The sequence below is a fragment of the Afifella pfennigii DSM 17143 genome (genome assembly GCF_000688515.1).
Taxonomy (GTDB): Bacteria; Pseudomonadota; Alphaproteobacteria; order Rhizobiales; family Afifellaceae; genus Afifella; species Afifella pfennigii.
Genome location: NZ_JHZK01000002.1, coordinates 136095 through 155690 on the forward strand (window position 1 = coordinate 136095; position 19596 = coordinate 155690).

Genomic DNA, 19596 nt, shown 5'->3' on the forward strand with positions numbered 1-19596 from the left:
CAGGGAAATCTCCGCCCTATGGTGCGGCGCCCGGGCGCGCTTGACAAGCGCCTGGGCGCAGAAGCGGCGCCGGCCCCCGCAGGCTCGGCGGTCGGGCTCGGCGGCTTGCGCTCAGCGGTTCTTGAACTGCGGCTCGCGCTTTTCGGCGAAGGCGGTCATGCCTTCCTTCTGGTCCTCCGTGGCGAACATGGCGTGGAACAGCCGGCGCTCGAAGCGCACGCCCTCTGCGAGCGTCGTCTCGTAGGCGCGGTTGACGCTCTCCTTGGTCATCATCACCGCCGGCAGGGAGAAGGAGGCGATCTTCTGCGCCGCCTTCACCGCCTCTTCCAGAAGGTCGCCCGCCGGCACGATGCGCGAGACGAGGCCGGCGCGCTCGGCTTCCTCCGCGTCCATCAGCCGGCCGGTGAGGCACAGATCCATCGCCTTGGCCTTGCCCACGAAGCGGGTGAGGCGCTGCGTGCCGCCGGCGCCCGGCATGACCCCGAGCGTGATCTCCGGCTGGCCGAACTTGGCCGTCTCCGCGGCGATGATGAAATCGCACATCATGGCGAGCTCGCAGCCCCCGCCGAGCGCATAGCCGGCGACGGCGGCGATCAGCGGCTTGCGGCGTTGGCCGACGCGGTCCCAGGAGGTGATGAAATCGCGGCGATAGGCCTCCACGAAATCGAGATCCTTCATCTCCTTGATGTCGGCGCCGGCGGCGAAGGCCTTCTCGGAGCCGGTGATGACGATGGCGCCGATCTTCTCGTCGGCCTCGAAATCGTCGAGCGCGGCGTTGAGCTCGCTGATCAGGCCGGCATTGAGCGCATTGAGCGCGTTCTGCCGGTTGAGCGTGATGAGCCCCGCCCGCCCGCGCTTTTCCACCAGGATGAAATCGTAGCCCATTCTTCCCTCCCGAAAGGCCCTTCGCCGATGCCTAATCCTCTTGCGCCCTCCCGGCAAGGCGGGAGCTGGCAGCACCCTCTCACCTCTGGCAGAGGGGGCAGTAAAACGTGGAACGTCCCGATTGCGTGATGCGGGCAACGGTGCCGCTGCAAGTTGTTCGCGGGCAGGGCTCGCCCTGGCGGTCATAGACGGCGAAGCTCTCCTGGAAGCGGCCGACCGTGCCGTTGGCCTGCACATAATCGCGCAAGGAGGAGCCGCCGGCCGCGATGGCCTCGGCGATGACGGCGCGGATGGCCTCCACCAGCGCTTCCAGGCGCTGCGTCGGGCGCCCGTCCTTGCGCACCAGCGAGCCGGCGCCGCGCCTTGGCGACAGCTTCGCGCGCCACAGCGCCTCGCAGACATAGATGTTGCCGAGCCCGGCGACGAGCCGCTGGTCCATCAGCGCCGCCTTCAGGGGGGCTCTGCGGCCGGCAAGCCGGGCGGCCAGGAATTGCGGGGTGAGCGCGTTGCCCGTCGGCTCCACGCCGAGATGGGCAAAGAGCGGATGCTCGCTAAGCCGGCCGGCCTCGGCGATGTCCATGAAGCCGAAGCGGCGGGCATCGTTGAAGATGAGCCGCGTGTCGCCGGAAAGATGGAAGACGACATGGTCGTGCTCGCTCTTCTTCTTGCCCTCAAAATAGCGCCCGTCGGCGGGCGTCATCTCCACCGCGCCCTCAAAGCGGAAGGAGCCGGTCATGCCCAGATGCATGACGAGGATCGGCCCGCCGGCTTCCTTGCCGGCTTTGCCCGCCGTCTCCACCAGGAGATATTTCGCCCGCCTGCCGATATGGACGATGCGCCGCCCCTGAAGCCGCCTGGCGAAACCTTGCGGCAAGGGAAAGCGTAGATCCGGGCGGCGCAGCTCCACCTTCTCGATCTTCCGCCCTTCCAGGATGGGGGCAAGACCCCGCCTGATCGTCTCCACCTCCGGCAGTTCCGGCATGCTTCGCCCACTCGTTCGCCTCTTGCGCCTCGCCGCATGGCGCGGCAATCGCGCATTGGTTATGGTCCGGCCACATTCGCCCGCCAACGGCAAGACATCAGCCTTCAGAGGACATGTAGATGAGCGAGAAGACCCGCTTCGGCTACCAGGAGGTAGCCATGGAGGAAAAGCAGGGCCGCGTCGATGGGGTCTTCCACTCGGTCGCCCGGCGCTACGACATCATGAACGACTTGATGTCGGGCGGGCTGCACCGGCTATGGAAGAACGCCATGGTCTCCTGGCTCGCCCCGCCGCAATCGGGCCGGCCCTACAAGGTGCTCGACATGGCGGGCGGCACCGGCGACATAGCCTTTCGCATCGCCGACCGCTCCAGAGGCCATGCGGAGGTGACCGTCGCCGATATCAACGCCTCCATGCTGGAGGTCTGCCGCGAGCGGGCCGAGAAGCGGCGCAACGCCCATTTCACCTATGTGGAGGCGAATGCGGAGGAGCTTCCCTTCGAGGATGCAAGCTTCGATGCCTATACGATCGCCTTCGGCATCCGCAACGTGCCGCGGCTGGACAAGGCGCTCAGCGAAGCCTATCGCGTCCTGAAGCCGGGCGGGCGCTTCCTCTGCCTGGAATTCACCCCGGTGTCGATGCCCCTCATCCGCGAGGCCTACGAGGCGTATTCCTTTCATGTCATTCCGACCATCGGCCGCGTCGTGACCGGCGATCGCGACTCCTATCAGTATCTGGTGGAATCGATCCGCGTCTTCCCCAACAAGGAGCGATTTGCCGCCATGATCGCCGATGCGGGCTTTGAGCGCGTAAGCTATCGCGACTATACCGCCGGCATCGTCGCTCTCCATTCCGGTTGGAAGCTCTAGCAACGGGCCAGGATCGCCAGCGTGTTAAGTCTCTTCCGCCTTACCAAGGCGGGATTCCATATCGTCCGGGCGGGAGCCCTCGGCTTCGTCGACATCGATGAGCTGCCGCCAGGGCCGGCGCGCGGCGTGCGCTTCCTGCGCCTGTTCGAGCCGCGCGGCCTTTCCGGCGCCGAGCGCGGCCGGCGCCTGTCGGCGCGTCTGCACCAGCTCGGCCCCTCCTATGTGAAGCTCGGCCAGTTCCTGGCGACGCGGCCCGATATCGTCGGCAACGAGGCGGCCGAGGCGCTGTCGGGTCTCAAGGACGAGATGCCTCCCTTTCCGACCGAGGAGGCGAAAGCGATCATTGCCGCCAATCTCGGCCGTCCCGTCGACAGGGTGTTCACCTCCTTTTCCGAGCCGTTGGCCGCCGCCTCCATTGCCCAGGTGCATCACGCCACCATGCTCCTCGACGGCGAGGAGCGCGAGGTTGCGGTCAAGGTGCTGCGCCCGCATGTGCGCGGCCGCTTCCAGCGCGACCTGGAGACCTTCTATGCCGGGGCGCATTTCCTGGAGGGCCTGTCCTCGGAGGGCAAGCGCTTAAAGCCGGTTGCCGTGGTTCAGACGCTGGAGCGCACCGTTCTTCTGGAGATGGATCTGCGTCTGGAGGCGGCCGCCTATTCGGAGCTGTCGGAGAACATCGCCGACGACGTGGATTTTCGCGTGCCGAAGGTCGACTGGTCGCTGACCGGCCGCGACGTCCTCACCATGGAGTGGATCGACGGCATCAAGCTGCGCAACACCGAGGCGCTTGTGGAGGCAGGCATCGACCGGGAAAGGCTCGCCCTTACCGTCGTCCAGTCCTTCCTGCGCAACGCCCTGCGCGACGGCTTCTTCCATGCCGACATGCATGAGGGCAATCTCTTCGTCGACCATGACGGCGAGCTCGTCGCCGTCGATCTCGGCATCATGGGTCGCATCGGTCCGAAGGAGCGGCGCTTCCTTGCCGAGGTGATCTACTGCTTCATCAAGCGCGACTATCTGCAGATCGCCAAGCTGCATCTGGAGGTCGGCTACGTGCCGCCGATCCATACGGCGGAGGATTTCGCCCAGGCGCTGAGGGCCATCGGCGAGCCGATCCAGGGTCAGCGGGCGAGCGAGATCTCCATGGCCCGCCTGCTCGGGCTGCTCTTTGAGGTGACGGCGCTGTTCAACATGCAGACCCGCCCCGAGCTCATCCTGTTGCAGAAGACCATGGTGGTGGTGGAGGGCGTGGCGCGCCGGCTCGATCCGGAATTCGATATGTGGGCCGCCGCCGAGCCGGTCGTCACCGAATGGATGCAGCGCCATCTCGGCCCGGCGGGCCGACTGGAGGACGCGGCCGATACGATCCGCCAGATCGGCGGCTTCGTGGAGCGGCTTCCCGGCACGCTGACGCGGGTGGAATCGGCGGTCGACCGCCTTGCGGCCTTCTCCGCCGGAGGCATCAAGCTCGACGAGGAGACGGTGACAAGGCTCGCCGACGCTTCCGCCAAGGAGCTTTTCTGGACGCGCTGGGCGGTCAGGATCGGCGGTCTCGCCCTTGCCGTCCTCGCCGTCGTCAGCTTCTTCTAAGGCAAGGGTGCTTGCCGGCGATTGGATTGGGTAACGCTCTTGGCCTATCGTCGCGCCGCGGCAAGCAAGGGATCGGCCGATAAGGGCCGAAGGCTATGACGGTGAGCGACATTGGCGGGCGGCGCATTATCCTCATCATCGGCGGCGGCATCGCCGCCTATAAGGCGCTGGAGCTCATCCGCCTGTTGAAGAAGGCGGGAGCAGATCTGCGCGTCGTCATGACCAGGGGGGCGCAGGAATTCGTCACCCCGCTTGCCGCTGGCGCGCTCGCCCACGGCCCGGTTCTCACCGAGCTATTCGATCGCCGGGCGGAGGAGGATATCGGCCATATCCGCCTTGCCCGCGACGCCGATCTTGTTCTCCTCGCCCCGGCGACGGCGAGCCGCATGGCCAAGATGGCGGCCGGCATCGCCGACGACCTTGCCGGCGCGGTGCTGCTCGCCACCGACAGGCCGGTGCTCGCGGCTCCGGCGATGAACCCGAACATGTGGGCGCATGCCGCAACGCAGCGCAATTTTCGCCGGCTTGCCGCCGACGGCATCCGCTTCGTCGGCCCGGAGGCGGGCGAGATGGCGGAGGCGGGCGAGGCCGGCATGGGGCGCATGGCCGAACCTGAAGCGATCCTGGCCGCGGTCGAGGCGCTTTTCGGCGCCGGCTTTGGCCCGCTTGCCGGCCGGCATGTCCTCGTCACCTCAGGGCCGACGCACGAGCCCATCGACCCGGTGCGCTATCTCGCCAACCGCTCCTCCGGCCGCCAGGGCCATGCCATCGCCGCCGCCTTCGCCGCCGCCGGCGCGCGCGTCACCCTCGTCTCCGGCCCCGTCGCGCTTGCCCCTCCTGCCGGCGTTGAGACGGTGAAGGTGGAGACGGCGCGGCAGATGCTGGAAGCCGTAGAGGCTGCGCTGCCGGCCGATATCGCGATCATGGCGGCGGCCGTCGCCGATTGGCGCGTTGCCGAGGAAGCGCGGCAGAAGATGAAGAAGGACGGCGATGGCGGCCTGTCGCTCGGCCTGACGCAGAACCCCGACATCCTCGCCACGCTCTCACGTCACGCCCGGCGCCCGGGGCTCGTTGTCGGCTTCGCCGCCGAGACGGAGAATGTCGTCGCCAATGCGCGCGCCAAGCTGGCGAGGAAAGGCTGCGACGTCATCCTCGCCAACGACGTCTCGCCGTCGACCGGCATCATGGGCGGCGAGGAGAACGCCGTCCATTTCGTCACCGCGCGCGGCGAGGAGGCGTGGCCGCGCATGGGTAAGGACGCGGTGGCCGCGCGTCTGGTGGAGCGGGCGGCCGCGCTTCTCGCCGCGAAGGAAGCTCGCGGCGAGGTGGCGACGGGCTGAAGGGACCTGAAAGCCTATTCCGCCGCCTCGGCGAAGGCAGAGGGGGGCGGGGTGTCGACCCCCCAGATCTCCCGGGCATAATCGCGGATCGCCCTGTCGGCGGAGAACCAGCCGACGCGGGCCGTGTTGAGGATCGCTCGGCGCGTCCATTCCCGCCGGTCGTTGAAGCCTTCGTCCACCTGCCGCTGCGCGTCGAGATAGGCGGCGAAGTCGGCCGTGACGAAGAAGAAATCGTCATAGGTCAACCGGTCGACGATGGCGCGGAAGCGGCCCGGCTCCTCCGGCGAGAAGACGCCGGAGCCGATGGCGTCGATGACGCTCTTCAGGATCGGGTCCGCTTCGATGACGGCGCGCGAATCGAAGCCGGCAAGCCGGTGGGCGGCGATTTCCTCCGCGGTGAGGCCGAAAATATGGATGTTCTGCGCGCCGACGCGCTCGGAGATCTCCACATTGGCGCCGTCCAGCGTGCCGATGGTGATGGCGCCGTTGAGCGCCAGTTTCATGTTGCCGGTGCCGGAGGCTTCCATGCCGGCGGTGGAGATCTGCTCCGACAGATCGGCCGCCGGGATGATGCGCTCGGCCAGCGAGACGTTGTAATTGGGGATGAAGGCGATCTTCAGCCGGTCGCCGATGACCGGATCGCTGTTCACCGCCCGCGCCACGTCGTTGATGAGCTTGATGATCAGCTTGGCCATCTGATAGCCGGGCGCCGCCTTGCCGGCGAAGATCTTCAGCCGCGGCGTCCAGTCCCGATCCGGCTCGGCGCGGATGGCGAAATAATGCGCCACCGCCTCCATGATGTTGAGGAGCTGGCGCTTGTATTCGTGCATGCGCTTGATCTGCACGTCGAACATGGCGTCCGGCGAGACCTTGAGGCCGAGCCGCTCTTCGATCTCGGCGGCAAGGCGCTCCTTGCTGATGCGCTTGGCGGCGTGGAAGCGCTCGCCGAAGGCGGCGTCGTCGGCGAAGGGCTCCAGCGCCTTGATCGCCTCAAGGTCGCCGATCCATGCCTCGCCGATCGTCTCTTCCAGAAGGTCGCTCAGCGGCTTGTTGCAGGAATGCAGCCAGCGGCGCGGCGTCACGCCGTTGGTGACGCCGATGATGCGCCCCGGATAGACCTGATCGAGATCGTGAAAGACCGTGCGGCGCATCAGATCGGCATGCAGCGCCGAGACGCCGTTGGCGCGGTGGCTGCCGACGAAGGCGAGATGGCCCATGCGCACGCCATGGCCGTTGCCGTTGCCGTGATCGACGATGCGCAGCCGCTCCAGGTCGAGCGAGCGCTGGGCCGCCGCGGCGGTTCTCAGATGCTGCTCGTCGATCCAGCGCACCAGTTCCAGATGCCGCGGCAGCACCGCGCCGAAGAGCGTCAGCGACCAGCGCTCCAGCGCTTCCGGCATCAGCGTGTGATTGGTGTAGGAGAGGGTTCTGCGGGTGATGTCGTAGGCCTCGTCCATGCCCATGCCGTGCTCGTCGACGAGCAGGCGCATCAGCTCCACCACGGCGACCGCCGGATGGGTGTCGTTGAGCTGGATGGCGACCTTGTCCGGCAACTGCCTGAGGTCCGGATGGTCGGAGAGGAAGCGGCGCAACAGGTCCTGCAGCGAGGCGGAGGTGAAGAAGAATTCCTGCCGCAGACGCAGGTTCTTGCCTTCGTCGGTGGTGTCGTCCGGATAGAGCACGCGCGAGATCGTCTCCGCCCGCACCGCCGATTCCATCGCCGTCAGGTATTCGCCGCGGTTGAAGCTGGCCAGATCGATGCGCGTGGCCGGCCGTGCCGCCCACAGGCGCAGCGTGTTGACATGGCTGCCGCGCCAGCCGGCGATCGGCGTGTCGTAGGCGGCGGCGAGGATGACCTCGGCCGCCTGCCAGTGGCGCCGGCCGTCATGGCGTTCCACGACCTGGCCGCCGAAGGGGATGTGATAGATGACCTCCGGCCGCTCGAACTCCCAGTTATGGCCGGTGACCAGCCAGTCCTCCGGCTCTTCCGTCTGCCACCCGTCGGCGAGGCTTTGGCGGAACAGGCCGTTCTCGTAGCGGATGCCGTAGCCATGGGCGGGGATGGCCAGCGTCGACATGGAATCGAGGAAGCAGGCGGCGAGCCGGCCGAGGCCGCCATTGCCGAGGGCGGCGTCGGGCTCTGAGCGCAAGATCTGCTCGTAATCCCGTCCCAGCGACGCCAGCGCCTCGCGCACATGCTTCTCCAGGCCGAGATTGAGGATGGTGTCCTTCAACAGCCGGCCGATCAGGAACTCCATCGACAGGTAATAGACCCGCTTCTGGTCCTCCCGGTACGCCTTGCGCGTCGATTGCATCCAGCGGTCGACGAGCTGGTCGCGCACGGCCAGGATCAGCGCCGCGCTCCAATCCTGGCGCACGGCGTTTTGCGGATCCTTGCCGACCGAATAGATGAGCTTGTCGACGATCAGCCTGCGCATGTCCTCTGCGCTGGCGATATGCCGCATGGGCTTGGCTGGTGAGGCAGCGTCCATCAGCTGTGTCCCTCGTGAAATGTGGAAAGCGACTCCGCCGGCTGGCGGAAGGCAACGCGGTCAGCGCGGCGATCCCCCCTCGCATCGGCGACACGTTGAAAGCAAAATGGCGCGGGAAGTTAGCCTACTTAGCAGTCGCGGTTCAACGCCCTAACAGAAGCCCCTGCAGGAAATCGCTTCATTCGCCTGCCTGATCAACATGCAGAGCCTCGGCGAAACTGGCGCGAAGACGCGCCTTTTCAACTTTTCCCATGGCGTTGCGCGGCAATTCCTTCACCAAGACGATTCGCTTGGGCTGCTTGAAGCCGGCAAGCCGCTCCCGCAGCGCCGCGGCCAGTCTCTCCGGCTGCGGGCGGAGGCCATTCTCCGGCACGACAAGCGCAATCACGGCCTCGCCGAAATCGGCGTCGGGCACGCCGATGACCGCCGATTCGGCGACGCCCGGCAGGCTGTCGAGCGCGGCCTCGATCTCCTTGGGGTAGATGTTGAGACCGCCGGAGATGATGAGATCCTTGGCGCGTCCGACGATATGGACATAGCCGTCTTGGTCGATAAGCCCGAGATCGCCGGTGACGAAGAAGCCGTTCCGGAACTCTGCGGCGGTCTTTTCGGGCATGCGCCAATAGCCCTTGAAGACGTTGCGGCCCTTCACCTCGATGACGCCGATCTCGCCTTGCGTCTTCTCCTCGCCCGTCTGCGGATCGGCGATGCGCAGCTCCACCCCGGGGATGGCAAAGCCGACCGTGCCGGCCCGCCGCTCCCCCTCATAGGGATTGGAGGTGTTCATGCTCGTCTCCGTCATGCCGTAGCGCTCCAGGATGGCGTGGCCGGTGCGCGCCGCGAAGGCTTCGTGCGTGGCGGCGGTGAGCGGCGCGGAGCCTGAGATGAAAAGCCGCATATGGGCGACGCGCTCGCGGCTGAGCCGCGCGTCGGCCAGAAGCCGCGTGTAGAAGGTCGGCACGCCCATCATCGAGGTGGCGCGCGGCAGGGCGGCGATCACCTCATCGACGCTGAAGCGCGGCAGGAAGATCAGCTGGCCGCCGGCGGCCATCAGCGTGTTGATGGCGGTGAAAAGCCCGTGCGTGTGGAAGATTGGCAGGGCGTGCAGGAGGACGTCCTTGTCGGTGAAGCGCCAGATATCGCGCAGCGCCAGGGCGTTGGAGGCGAGGTTGTCGTGGGTGAGCATGGCGCCCTTGGAGCGCCCCGTCGTGCCGGAGGTGTAGAGGATGGCGGCAAGGTCGTCGTCGCCGCGCGGCACGGTGGCAAAGCGCGGCGAGGCGCTGAGCGCCCTGTCGGCGAGGCTGCCGGCCGATAGCTGCGGCGAGCGCCACACGCCGAGCGTCTCAAGCCGCGCTCCCTTGCTCTCCGCGACCGGCCGCAGCGTCGCGGCCCTGGCGGGATCGCAGACGAAGATGGCCGGCTCCGCATCGGCAAGGAAATAGTCGATCTCCGCCGGCGTATAGGCCGTGTTGAGCGGCAGGAACGCCGCCCCGGCCCGCACCGTGCCGAGATAGAGCATCACCGCCTCGATGCTCTTTTCCACCTGCGCCGCCACCCGGTCGCCGGGCCGCACGCCGAGCGCGAGAAGGGCGTTGGCGAAGCGCGCGGAGACCTCCTCCACATCGCCGTAGCTGTAGGTTCTGCCCTCGCCGAGCTCGGCGAAGCGCGTGCCCGGCGCGTCGGCGGGAAAAAAGGCGGCGAGGCGGGAATAGAGATTGCGGTCCATGCGCTTTCCATGGCGCCTCGCCGCGCCTCATGGCAAGGCCTTGCTTGAAGGTTGCGCGGCCCTCAGTTCAGGCTGATCGCCTCGTCGATCAGCCGCTTGCCGACATCGCTGTCGCGGACGAGATCGCGGAAGGCCGATTCCTTGGCGACGGCGAGCCATTGATCGAAGGCGGCGCGGTCCATCTCCTCGACCTTGACGCCGGCCGCCGCATAGGTCCGCGTCAGCTCGTCCTCCAGTTCCACAGCCGCCTCGCCGGCCCATTCGGCAACCTTCTGGCCAGCCGCTTTCAGCGCCTTCTGCTCCTCTTCGCCGAGCGCTTCGAAAGCGGGTTTTGCCATGACGATAGGCTCGTAGCTGACGAAGAGCGCCGCCTCGCCCGGCGCGGTCAGGCATTTGACGGTCGTGGTCAGGCCCTCTTGCAGAAGCGTCTCCGAAGAGGCGAAGGCGCCGTCGATGACGCCCCCGGCCATCGCCTCGGCGAGCCGCGCCCGCGGCGTCTCCGCGACCGCCGCGCCGGATTTGACCAGGAGCGTGCGCAGCGCCGGCGCTTCGGCGTGCAGCGTCTTGCCGGAAAGCGAGGCGGGCTCGCCGATACAGGCATCGGCGGAGACGATGCCGCCCGACAGCCAGGCATCGGCGAGAACCACCAGGCCGGCCGCCTCCGCCCTTTCGCGTAACACGGCGGCGAAGGCGGAGCGGGAAAGCCGTTTGGCCCGGCCAAGGTCGCGCACCAGGCCGGGAAGCAGGGCAGCCGTAAGGGCGCTGTCGCCGCCGGCGGCCGCCAGCGGCAGGGCGGCGATGTCGATGCGCCCGGAGGCGAGGGCGCGGCGCAATTCCGCCGGGCGCGCCTGCGTCTCGGCGGCGGGCATGGCGATGCTGAGGGCCGGCTCGCCGTCCTCGGCCACCCGCTTCAGTCTCTCCAGCATCTGACGGTGGAAGCTGTCTTCCTGGTTCGGTCCGGTCAGTCCGGCCTTCAGCGTCGCGGCGCCGGCGGGGCCGACGAGACAAAACGCCAGTGCCAGAGCGAGTGCGGGAGCCAGCATCGGCGGCGATTTGCGGGGCGGCATCGGTTCATCCTTTTCCGGCGCACAGAAGAGCGGGCGAATGCGACGACAGCGCGGCATGGCGCCCCGGCGCACCTCGTGCGCCTGTGGCCGGAAGGCGGCCCTCTTGCAAGGCACTGTCGATACGCTGGCCAGCATTTGCACGGCATTTCGACGAATGGCGATAGGTCTGCAAGGTTGACATCGGTGCCAGCCCCGCATACCCCTTGCCGCCAAGTGAAATCCTTCCAAGAATAGCAAGAATGCAAGGGCCAAGCGGTTTGAGCGAAAGCGACACGCTTGTTGTCAGGAATCTCTTCAAGGTTTTCGGCGACGAACCGGGCGAGGCGATCGCCCTCTATAACGACGGTCTCGGCAAGGACGAAATCTTTGCCAAGACTGGAATGACCGTTGGCGTCTGCGACGCCAGTTTTAACGTGCGCGAAGGCGAGATTTTCGTCGTGATGGGGCTGTCGGGCTCCGGCAAGTCGACGCTCGTGCGCATGCTCAACCGGCTGATTGAGCCCTCCTCCGGCGAGATCGTGGTGAAGGGTGCCGACATCGCCAAGATGTCGGACAAGGAGCTCATGGAGTTCCGCCGCCGGCACATCTCCATGGTTTTCCAATCCTTCGCCCTGATGCCGCATCTGACGGTGCTGCAGAACGCGGCGTTCGGGCTGGAGCTGGACGGCGTTGCCGTGGCCCAGCGCGAGGCGCGCGCCAACGCGGCGCTCGCCCAGGTGGGGCTGGAGGCCTGGGGCCATTCCTACCCGAACGAGCTCTCCGGCGGCATGCAGCAGCGCGTCGGTCTTGCCCGCGCGCTCGCCAACGACCCGTCGATCCTGCTGATGGACGAGGCCTTTTCCGCCCTCGATCCTTTGATCCGCACGGAGATGCAGGACGAGCTTCTGTCCTTGCAGGAGGAGCAGAAGCGCACGGTCGTCTTCATTTCGCACGATCTCGACGAGGCCATGCGTATCGGCGACCGCATCGCCATCATGGAGGGCGGGCGCGTCATCCAGGTCGGCACGCCCGACGAGATTTTGAACAATCCCGCCGACGATTACGTTTCCTCCTTCTTCCGCGGCGTGAACGTCTCCAACGTTCTGAGCGCGGGCGATGTCGCGGTGAAGGAGCAGGTGACGGTGGTGGAGCGGGACGGCAATGTGCGCAGCGCCCTGCAGCGCATCGGCAAGGCCGATCGCGACTTCGCCTATGTCGTCGATCGCGGCCAGCATTTCCACGGCGTCGTTTCGGCCGCCTCTCTGGAGAAGGAGGTGAAGAGCGATAAGCCGGAGCTGCGCCGGGCCTTCCTGCCCGGCATCGAGCCGATTTCCGCCTCCACCATGATCGGCGAGATCATCGGCCCCGTGGCGGCGGCGCCTTGCGGCCTGCCGGTGGTGGACGACAAGGGCCGCTATATCGGCGTCGTCTCGCGTGCCCTTCTGTTGGAGGCGCTGAACCGGGAGGGCCCGCAAGATGCCTGATGCCACGAGCAATCCATGGGCCGCGGCGAACGGCGCCGACCAATCGGCGACGTCCTCATCTGGCGAGGAGCCTGCCGGCGCTTCGCCGCAGGCCTCCGAAGCCACGGATATGGCGCAATCGGGGGGCGGCTCCGGCGGCGGCACCAATCCCTGGGGCTCTTCCGGCGGGGGGGATACCGGCGGCGAGGCCCCGGCCAGTACCGATTGGCTCAGCCAGGCCGCGCCCGCCCAGGAGCAGCGCTTCGACATCCTGCATCCCTTCGACCATTCCATCATTCCGCTCAATGAGTGGGTGGAGCAGTTCCTCGACTGGCTGGTGGCCAATTTCCGCCCGGTCTTCCAGGCGATCCGCTGGCCGATCGATGGCGTTCTGTCGGCCCTGGAGGGGGCCTTGCTGGGTATGCCGGCCGTTCTCATGCTGGCGGTGATCGGGCTTCTCGCCTGGCAGGCCGCCGGCCCGCGGCTCGGCATCGGCGCGGTTCTCTCGCTCGCCTTCGTCGGCTTCATCGGCGCCTGGGACGAGAGCATGGTCACGCTCGCTCTCGTTTTCACCTCGGTTTTCTTCTGTATTCTCATCGGCCTGCCGACCGGCATCGCGCTGGCGCGCAGCGACCGCGCGGCGCAGATCGTTCGCCCGATCCTCGATGCCATGCAGACGACGCCGGCCTTCGTCTATCTGGTGCCGATCGTCATGCTCTTCGGCATCGGCAACGTGCCGGGCGTCATCGTCACCATCATCTTCGCCCTGCCGCCGCTCATCCGCCTCACCAATCTCGGCATCCGCCAGGTGCCGGGCGATCTCGTCGAGGCGGCGAGAAGCTTCGGCGCTTCCGATCGGCAGCTTCTGACGAAGGTGCAATTGCCGATCGCCATGCCGACCATCATGGCCGGCATCAACCAGACGCTGATGCTGGCTTTGTCGATGGTTGTCATCGCCTCCATGATCGCCGTTGGCGGCCTCGGGCAGATGGTGCTGCGCGGCATCGGCCGGCTCGATATGGGCCTGGCCACGGTCGGCGGCATCGGCATCGTCATCCTGGCCATCATCATCGACCGCATGACCCAGGCGCTCGGCGTGACCCGGCGCGATCGGGGCAACCTTGCCTGGTACGAGAGCGGCCCTGTCGGCCTGGTGCGCCGGGCGATGGGCCGGACCGGATCTCGGCCCAAGTCCGAACCGAAGACCAGCGAGGCCTAAGGCGCCCGGCGCCTCAAGGCCTTGCCTGCCTGTCGCCGATGCTTGCGGCGGGCCACAATCTTGAAACACGAACGAACCACAGGGAGATCAGCCTATGCTCCATTCGCCAACCAAGTTCAGCCTGCGCAGCCTGGCGGCTGCCACGGGCCTCGCCGTCCTCCTCTCAAGCTCGGCCATGGCGCAGTCGATGCCCGGCGAGGGCATCAACGTCGTGCCGCTCAAATCCTCCATCGCTGAGGAAACCTTCCAGACCCTTCTCGTCATGAAGGCGCTTGAGGAGCTCGGCTACGAGGTCGAGGATATCAAGGAGCTGGAATACGCCGCCGGTCACGTGGCGATCGGCAATGGCGACGGCACCTTCCTCGCCACCCATTGGGACCCCTTGCATATCGACTTCTACAAAGAGGCCGGGGGCGATGAGAAGATCTACCGCGAAGGCATCTATTCGCCGGGCGCGCTGCAGGGCTACTTGATCGACAAGAAGACGGCCGAAGAACACGACATCACCAATCTCGGCCAGTTCAAGGATCCGGAGATCGCCAAGCTCTTCGACAATAACGGCGACGGCAAGGCCGACCTTTCCGGTTGCACCCCGGGCTGGGGTTGCGAGAAGGTGATCGAGCACCAGCTCGACGCTTTCGAGCTGCGCGACACCGTCACCCACAACCAGGGCTCCTATTCGGCCATTATGGCCGATACGATCACCCGCTACGAGCAGGGCGAGCCGATCTTCTACTACACCTGGACGCCCTATTGGGTGTCGGGCGTCATGGTGCCGGGCGAGGACGTCGTGTGGCTGAACGTGCCCTTCTCCTCGCTGCCGGGCGAGCGCCAGGACGTCGACACCGCCCTGCCGGACGGCTCCAACTACGGCTTTCAGGCGAACAACCAGCGCATCATCGCCAATCGCGAGTTCGCCGAGGCCAATCCGGCCGCCGCCAAGCTCTTTTCCATCATGAAGCTCTCCTCCAACGACATCTCCGCGCAGAACCTGAAGATGCGCGACGGCGAGGATAGCGAGGCCGACATGGAGCGCCATGCCGATGCCTGGATCGCCGCGCATCAGGAGCAGTGGAACGCCTGGCTGGACGAGGCTCGCGCCGCGGCCGAGGACGCCAGCTGAGCCGGCGGCTTCCCAAACGCCTTGATGCAAGGAAGGGCCGGCCGCGCGCCGGCCCTTTTTCGTTGCAGGTATCCGGCTGTGGGCGGCCGGATACCTGCCCGGACACTTCCATTGACCGCCGCATGGGTCCGACATATCGTTGGCATATACAACTATAATGCACAACGATAAATGCGATCATGCTCGCAACCGACTCTCATCTCGTCGCCGATATCCGCGCCGCCTCGCGGCTTCTGGTGCGCGAGCTCGGCTTTCTCAACAAGACCATCGCCGGCACCGGCCTGTCGCCTTCCACGGTGCACGCGGTGATGGAGATCGGCTTTGCCGGCAAGGTCTCGGCGCGGCAGCTTTCCGACATCCTGTTGTTGGAAAAATCCACCGTCAGCCGTCTTCTCGGCCCGCTCCTTCAAAAGGGGCTCGTGCGGGAAAGCCGTTCCGGTGCGGACAGGCGCGTCAAGCTGTTGTCGCTGACGGCCAAGGGCGAGCGTCTCTTCGCCGCCATCACCGCCTTCGCCGAGCGCCAGGTGGAGGCGGCGCTGCGCCCGCTCTCGCAGCCGGAGCGCCAACGGGTACTCGCCGGGCTTGAGACCTACGCCGGGGCGCTGACGGCGGCCCGCTGCGGTGAGGTCGCCTTCCCGGCCCCGGCCGCTCTTGATCTCCAGACCGGCTATGTGCCCGGCATCATCGGCGCGGTGGCGACGCTGCATGCGCGCCATTACAGCGCCCTTGTCGGCTTCGGCGCGGCCTTCGAGGCGAAGGTGGCGCGCGACATCGCCGAATTCGTCGGCCGGCTGGAACGGCCGCAGAACCAGCTCTGGTACGCGCACAAGAACGGCCGCGTCGTCGCCGCCATCGCCATCGACGGCGAGGATCTCGGCGAGGCGAGGGCGCATCTCAGATGGTTCATCGTCGAGCCCGGCCTGCGCGGCGCCGGCCTCGGGGGCCGGCTGATCGCCGCCGCGCTGCGCTTCTGCGACCAAAAGGGCTTTGCAGAGACGCATCTTTGGACCTTGACGGGTCTGGATGCCGCCCGCCTTCTCTACGAGCGCCACGGCTTCCGGCTCGCCGAGGAGTTCACCGGCGGCCAATGGGGCAAGGCGGCCTGTGAACAGCGCTGGGTGCGCCACGCCCATTGAGCCGTCGCGGCCAGCCGCCGGCCGCCTGTGCTGAGGCTTCGGCGCCAGTTCAAGGCAAAGGCTTTCTCTTTCTCCCGCCTCCGCCGCAAAAGCGTTCTGCGCGTTTTCGCTGGCCGAGACAGGGCCGCCTCGCATGGAACGTCTTTCCGCCTTAGGGTGTTGGCCGACAGGAACACATCGGAGGATGCCATGAACGAGCAGGCCCTTGAGCGCGACGTGGCGGCAAGGCGCCCCGGGCGCGGCCGCATCTTCAATTCCATCACCGAGACGATCGGCGACACGCCCATCGTCCGGCTCGACAAGATCGCCGCCGAGAAGGGCGTCAAGGCGCATCTCCTCGGCAAGCTTGAATTCTTCAACCCGATCGCCTCCGTCAAGGACCGGATCGGCGTTGCCATGCTGGAAGCCCTGGAGCGTGAGGGTAGGGCGGAGCCCGGCAAGACCGTGCTGATTGAGCCGACCTCCGGCAATACCGGCATCGCCCTTGCCTTCGCCGCCGCCGCCAAGGGCTACCGGCTCATCCTCACCATGCCGGAGACGATGTCGGTGGAGCGGCGCAAGATGCTTCGCCTGCTGGGCGCCGATCTCGTCCTGACGGAAGGCCCGAAAGGCATGAAGGGCGCGATCGCCAAGGCCGAGGAGCTGATCGCCGAAACGCCGGGCGCCGTCATGCCGCAGCAATTCGACAACCCCGCCAACCCCGAGATCCACCGCAAGACGACGGCCGAGGAGATCTGGAACGACACCGGCGGCAATATCGACGCCTTCGTCTCCGGCATCGGCACCGGCGGCACCATCACCGGCGTCGGCCAGGTGTTGAAGCAGCGCAAGCCCGACCTTCACGTCGTCGCCGTGGAGCCGGCCGACAGCCCGGTGCTTTCCGGCGGTCAGCCCGGCCCGCACAAGATCCAGGGCATCGGCGCCGGCTTCGCCCCTTCCGTTCTCGACACCGCCGTCTACGACGAGGTGCTCCAGGCGAGCAACGAGGAGGCCTTCGATTACGCCAGGCTCTGCGCGCGTCTGGAGGGCATTCCCGTCGGCATTTCCTCCGGGGCGGCGCTCGCGGCCGCCGTCGCGCTCGGCCGGCGGCCGGAATTTGCCGGCAAGAACGTCGTCGTCGTCATCCCCTCCTTCGCCGAGCGCTATCTGTCGACGGCGCTTTTCGAGGGGCTGGAGGCGTAGCGGCTCTCAGGCGCGGAAGTGCTTCGATAGCTTCAGCGCCTGGCCCTGATAGTTGGAGCGAAGGCCGGCGCCGTAGACCCTTGTCGGCGGCGCCGCCATCCGCTCGTAGACGAGGCGGCCGACCGTCTGGCCGTGCTCCAGGATGAAGGGCACTTCCCGGCTTCTGACTTCCAGGACGGCGCGGCTGCCGTAGCCGCCGGCCGCTTCGTGGCCGAAGCCCGGATCGAAGAAGCCGGCATAGTGGACGCGGAATTCGCCCACCAGCGGGTCGAAAGGCACCATCTCCGCCGCCGTCTCGGGCGGCACGGTGACGGCCTCGCGCGAGGCGAGGATGTAGAACTGGTCGGGGTCGAGGATGAGGCCGGCATCGGCGCTCGGCCTGAGCTCCTCCCAGAAATCGGCGATGCGATAAGCGCCCGGGCGGTCGACGTCGATGACCCCGGTATGGCGCTTGGCGCGGTAGCCGATGAGGCCCTCGCCGCTGGAAAACTCGCCGGCCAGATCGACCGAGACGGCAAGCCCGCCGGCAAAGCGCGGCTCGCCGCTGGCGAGCGCGGCGCGGCGATGCAGGTCGGCAAGCTCGCTGTCGTCAAGCCGGGCGCGGCCGCGGCGGAAGCGGATCTGGGCAAGGCGGGAGCCGGTGCGCACCAGAATCGGGAAGGTGCGCGGAGAGATTTCCAGGTAGAGCGGGCCGGCATAGCCCGCCGCCACCTGGTCGAAGGCGCGGGCGCGGTCGGCGATGACGCGGGTGAAGACGTCCAGGCGCCCGGTGGAGCTTTTCGGATTGGCGCTCGCCTCCAGGCCGGCGGGCAGGGCAAGGCTTTCCAGAAGCGGCACGATATAGACGCAGCCGGTCTCCAGGACGGCGCCTTCGCTGAGGTCGAAGGCGTGCAGGCTGAAGCGTTCCAGCTTTTCCGCCACGCTATGCTCTGGCCCCGGCAAAAAGCTCGCCCGCACCCGGAAGGCGCGCGCCCCGAGGCGCAGATCCAGGCTCGCCGGCTGCACCTGCTCGGTGTCGGCCGGACGCTCGAGCCGCAGCTCGCCCGCCTCAATGAGTGCTCGGATCGCCGTATCGGGCAGGATGCCCGCGCCGATGCCGCCTCTTCCGCCCGGCTCGTCCATCGAACTCCGTTAGCCCAAGCGGCCATTGACGCCAAGCCGGCGAGGCGCTAAGCGCTGCGATATCCCGTGGTGATTTGGCCGGCCGGCTTGCAGCCACGTAAAACAAGTCGCTAAAAGGTCGGGGTGTGTTCCACCCGGTCTGGCGGCGGCCCGGCCGGGTTTCGTTGTTCTGGAGGGAACGCGCCCGATGACGCATAAAGACAAAAGCGAGGAAGCAAAGCTCCGCCCCGCGACCCGCCTCGTCCACGGTGGGACGGTGCGCTCGCCCTTCGGCGAGACCTGCGAGGCGATGTTCCTAACGCAGGGCTTCGTCTATCCGAGCGCGGAAGCCGCCGAGGCGCGCTTCAACGGCGAGGATCCCGGCTTCGTCTATTCGCGCTACGCCAACCCGACCGTGGCCATGTTCGAGGAGCGCATGGCGCTTCTGGAAGGCGCCGAGGCGGCCAAGGCGACGGCCTCCGGCATGGCGGCGGTGACGGCGGCGCTTCTCGCCGATATCGCCGCGGGCGACCATATCGTCGCCTCGCGCGCCCTTTTCGGCTCCTGCCTTTACGTCGTCTCCGAATTCCTGCCACGGCTCGGCGTTGCCTGTACCCTGGTCGACGGGCCCAAGCTCGATGAATGGCGCGCCGCCGTGCGGCCGCAGACGAAGGCGTTCTTCCTGGAAAGCCCGGCCAATCCGACGATGGAGCTGATCGACATCGCCGCGGTGGCGCAGATCGCCAAGGCCTCCGGGGCGCGGCTTATCGTCGACAATGTCTTCGCCACGCCCGTCCTGCAAAAGCCCTTGGAACTGGGCGCCCATACGGTGGTCTATTCGGCGACCAAGCATATCGACGGCCAGGGCAGATGCCTTGGCGGCGTCGTCCTGTCGAACGCCGAATGGGTGGGCGAGAAGCTTATTCCGTACCTCAAGCATACCGGCCCGGCGATCAGCCCGTTCAACGCCTGGGTGTTGCTGAAATCGTTGGAGACGCTGGAGCTGCGGGTCACGCGCCAGGCCGAAACGGCGGCGAGCCTTGCGGAGGTTCTCGCCATGCATCCGGCGGTGGAGCGCCTCGCCTATCCCGGCCGCGCCGACCATCCGCAATTCGCGCTCGCCTGCCGGCAGATGCGCTCCGGCGGCACGATGATGGCGATCGAGCTCGCCGGCGGCAAGGCGGCGGCCTTTGCCTTCGCCAATGCGCTGAAGGTGATCAAGCTCTCCAACAATCTCGGCGACGCCAAGAGCCTTCTCACCCACCCGGCGACGACGACGCATCAGAGCGTGTCGGAGGAGGAGCGGGCAAGGCTCGGCATCACCGACGGCATGCTGCGCTTTTCCGTCGGCCTGGAAGACCCCGCCGACCTTGCCGAGGATCTGTCAGCCGCGCTTGACGCCGCGCTCGCCGGGACGGAGCGGATGCGCGCGGCTTCCTGAG

General features: G+C 67.1%; 15 protein-coding genes and 1 riboswitch. Of the genes, 9 read left to right on the top strand and 6 right to left on the bottom strand.

Annotation, left to right across the window (positions count from 1 at the left end):
- Positions 1–111: 111 nt before the first annotated feature.
- The gene (locus Q331_RS0102730) at positions 112–885 is read right to left on the bottom strand and encodes an enoyl-CoA hydratase (protein WP_026379415.1); all 774 of its coding nucleotides are present in this window, start codon (positions 883–885) and stop codon (positions 112–114) included.
- Positions 886–964: 79 nt separating this feature from the next.
- Positions 965–1867, bottom strand: coding sequence for a bifunctional DNA-formamidopyrimidine glycosylase/DNA-(apurinic or apyrimidinic site) lyase (mutM, locus tag Q331_RS0102735; RefSeq protein ID WP_026379416.1), 903 nt, complete (start codon positions 1865–1867; stop codon positions 965–967).
- A 119-nt stretch (positions 1868–1986) separates the two neighbouring features.
- On the opposite strand from mutM, the gene ubiE reads away from it, so the two are divergent.
- From ubiE to coaBC, 3 genes are all read left to right on the top strand, one after another.
- Positions 1987–2736, top strand: a complete 750-nt coding sequence (ubiE, locus tag Q331_RS0102740) for a bifunctional demethylmenaquinone methyltransferase/2-methoxy-6-polyprenyl-1,4-benzoquinol methylase UbiE (RefSeq protein ID WP_026379417.1) — start codon at positions 1987–1989, stop codon at positions 2734–2736.
- Between the two features lie 21 nt (positions 2737–2757).
- The gene (gene ubiB, locus Q331_RS0102745; protein ID WP_156953245.1) at positions 2758–4326 is read left to right on the top strand and encodes a 2-polyprenylphenol 6-hydroxylase; all 1569 of its coding nucleotides are present in this window, start codon (positions 2758–2760) and stop codon (positions 4324–4326) included.
- A gap of 101 nt (positions 4327–4427) precedes the next feature.
- The gene (coaBC, locus tag Q331_RS0102750) at positions 4428–5666 is read left to right on the top strand and encodes a bifunctional phosphopantothenoylcysteine decarboxylase/phosphopantothenate--cysteine ligase CoaBC (RefSeq protein WP_407637758.1); all 1239 of its coding nucleotides are present in this window, start codon (positions 4428–4430) and stop codon (positions 5664–5666) included.
- Between the two features lie 14 nt (positions 5667–5680).
- On the opposite strand, the gene Q331_RS19650 is transcribed toward coaBC, so the two are convergent.
- The 3 genes from Q331_RS19650 to dctP all read right to left on the bottom strand — a co-directional run bounded on the left by Q331_RS19650 (position 5681) and on the right by dctP (position 10951).
- Positions 5681–8158 (bottom strand): glycogen/starch/alpha-glucan phosphorylase, encoded by a 2478-nt coding sequence (locus Q331_RS19650; RefSeq protein WP_051630423.1) that lies wholly within the window; start codon positions 8156–8158, stop codon positions 5681–5683.
- Positions 8159–8336: 178 nt separating this feature from the next.
- Entirely contained in the window at positions 8337–9884 is a 1548-nt protein-coding gene (locus Q331_RS0102760; RefSeq protein ID WP_026379420.1) for a malonate--CoA ligase, read from the bottom strand.
- Between the two features lie 62 nt (positions 9885–9946).
- Positions 9947–10951 (bottom strand): TRAP transporter substrate-binding protein DctP, encoded by a 1005-nt coding sequence (dctP, locus tag Q331_RS19655; protein WP_051630425.1) that lies wholly within the window; start codon positions 10949–10951, stop codon positions 9947–9949.
- Positions 10952–11190: 239 nt separating this feature from the next.
- Here dctP and proV point away from each other — a divergent pair, with 239 nt between their 5' ends.
- The 5 genes from proV to cysK all read left to right on the top strand — a co-directional run bounded on the left by proV (position 11191) and on the right by cysK (position 17053).
- Entirely contained in the window at positions 11191–12414 is a 1224-nt protein-coding gene (proV, locus tag Q331_RS0102770; protein ID WP_051630428.1) for a glycine betaine/L-proline ABC transporter ATP-binding protein ProV, read from the top strand.
- Positions 12407–13612 carry a glycine betaine/L-proline ABC transporter permease ProW gene (gene proW, locus Q331_RS19660; RefSeq protein WP_051630430.1) on the top strand — a complete coding sequence of 402 codons (1206 nt, stop codon included), beginning with the start codon at positions 12407–12409 and terminating at the stop codon, positions 13610–13612. Before proV ends, proW begins: the two co-directional genes overlap by 8 nt.
- A 94-nt stretch (positions 13613–13706) precedes the next feature.
- Positions 13707–14735: a glycine betaine/L-proline ABC transporter substrate-binding protein ProX gene (gene proX / locus Q331_RS0102780; RefSeq protein WP_026379422.1), complete on the top strand. Its 1029-nt coding sequence runs from the start codon at positions 13707–13709 to the stop codon at positions 14733–14735.
- Positions 14736–14914: 179 nt separating this feature from the next.
- Positions 14915–15871 (top strand): MarR family winged helix-turn-helix transcriptional regulator, encoded by a 957-nt coding sequence (locus Q331_RS0102785; protein WP_026379423.1) that lies wholly within the window; start codon positions 14915–14917, stop codon positions 15869–15871.
- 189 nt (positions 15872–16060) lie between these two features.
- Complete coding sequence (cysK, locus tag Q331_RS0102790; protein ID WP_026379424.1) at positions 16061–17053, top strand: cysteine synthase A; 993 nt, start codon at positions 16061–16063, stop codon at positions 17051–17053.
- A gap of 6 nt (positions 17054–17059) precedes the next feature.
- On the opposite strand, the gene Q331_RS0102795 is transcribed toward cysK, so the two are convergent.
- Positions 17060–18175 (bottom strand): 2'-deoxycytidine 5'-triphosphate deaminase, encoded by a 1116-nt coding sequence (locus Q331_RS0102795; protein ID WP_051630432.1) that lies wholly within the window; start codon positions 18173–18175, stop codon positions 17060–17062.
- 56 nt (positions 18176–18231) lie between these two features.
- Positions 18232–18309, top strand: a riboswitch (SAM riboswitch).
- A gap of 53 nt (positions 18310–18362) precedes the next feature.
- Between Q331_RS0102795 and metZ the strand changes: the two genes are divergently transcribed.
- Positions 18363–19595: an O-succinylhomoserine sulfhydrylase gene (gene metZ, locus Q331_RS0102800; protein ID WP_026379426.1), complete on the top strand. Its 1233-nt coding sequence runs from the start codon at positions 18363–18365 to the stop codon at positions 19593–19595.
- Position 19596 lies beyond the last annotated feature (1 nt).

Coding starts and splice junctions, on each gene's coding strand:
- ubiE (WP_026379417.1), top strand. CDS start 1,987: ATGAGCGAGAAGACCCGCTTCGGCTACCAGGAGGTAGCCATGGAGGAA.
- proV (WP_051630428.1), top strand. CDS start 11,191: ATGCAAGGGCCAAGCGGTTTGAGCGAAAGCGACACGCTTGTTGTCAGG.
- proW (WP_051630430.1), top strand. CDS start 12,407: ATGCCTGATGCCACGAGCAATCCATGGGCCGCGGCGAACGGCGCCGAC.
- cysK (WP_026379424.1), top strand. CDS start 16,061: ATGAACGAGCAGGCCCTTGAGCGCGACGTGGCGGCAAGGCGCCCCGGG.
- proX (WP_026379422.1), top strand. CDS start 13,707: ATGCTCCATTCGCCAACCAAGTTCAGCCTGCGCAGCCTGGCGGCTGCC.
- Q331_RS0102785 (WP_026379423.1), top strand. CDS start 14,915: ATGCTCGCAACCGACTCTCATCTCGTCGCCGATATCCGCGCCGCCTCG.
- Q331_RS0102795 (WP_051630432.1), bottom strand. CDS start 18,175: ATGGACGAGCCGGGCGGAAGAGGCGGCATCGGCGCGGGCATCCTGCCC.
- mutM (WP_026379416.1), bottom strand. CDS start 1,867: ATGCCGGAACTGCCGGAGGTGGAGACGATCAGGCGGGGTCTTGCCCCC.
- Q331_RS0102730 (WP_026379415.1), bottom strand. CDS start 885: ATGGGCTACGATTTCATCCTGGTGGAAAAGCGCGGGCGGGCGGGGCTC.
- Q331_RS19650 (WP_051630423.1), bottom strand. CDS start 8,158: ATGGACGCTGCCTCACCAGCCAAGCCCATGCGGCATATCGCCAGCGCA.
- dctP (WP_051630425.1), bottom strand. CDS start 10,951: ATGCCGCCCCGCAAATCGCCGCCGATGCTGGCTCCCGCACTCGCTCTG.
- metZ (WP_026379426.1), top strand. CDS start 18,363: ATGACGCATAAAGACAAAAGCGAGGAAGCAAAGCTCCGCCCCGCGACC.
- Q331_RS0102760 (WP_026379420.1), bottom strand. CDS start 9,884: ATGGACCGCAATCTCTATTCCCGCCTCGCCGCCTTTTTTCCCGCCGAC.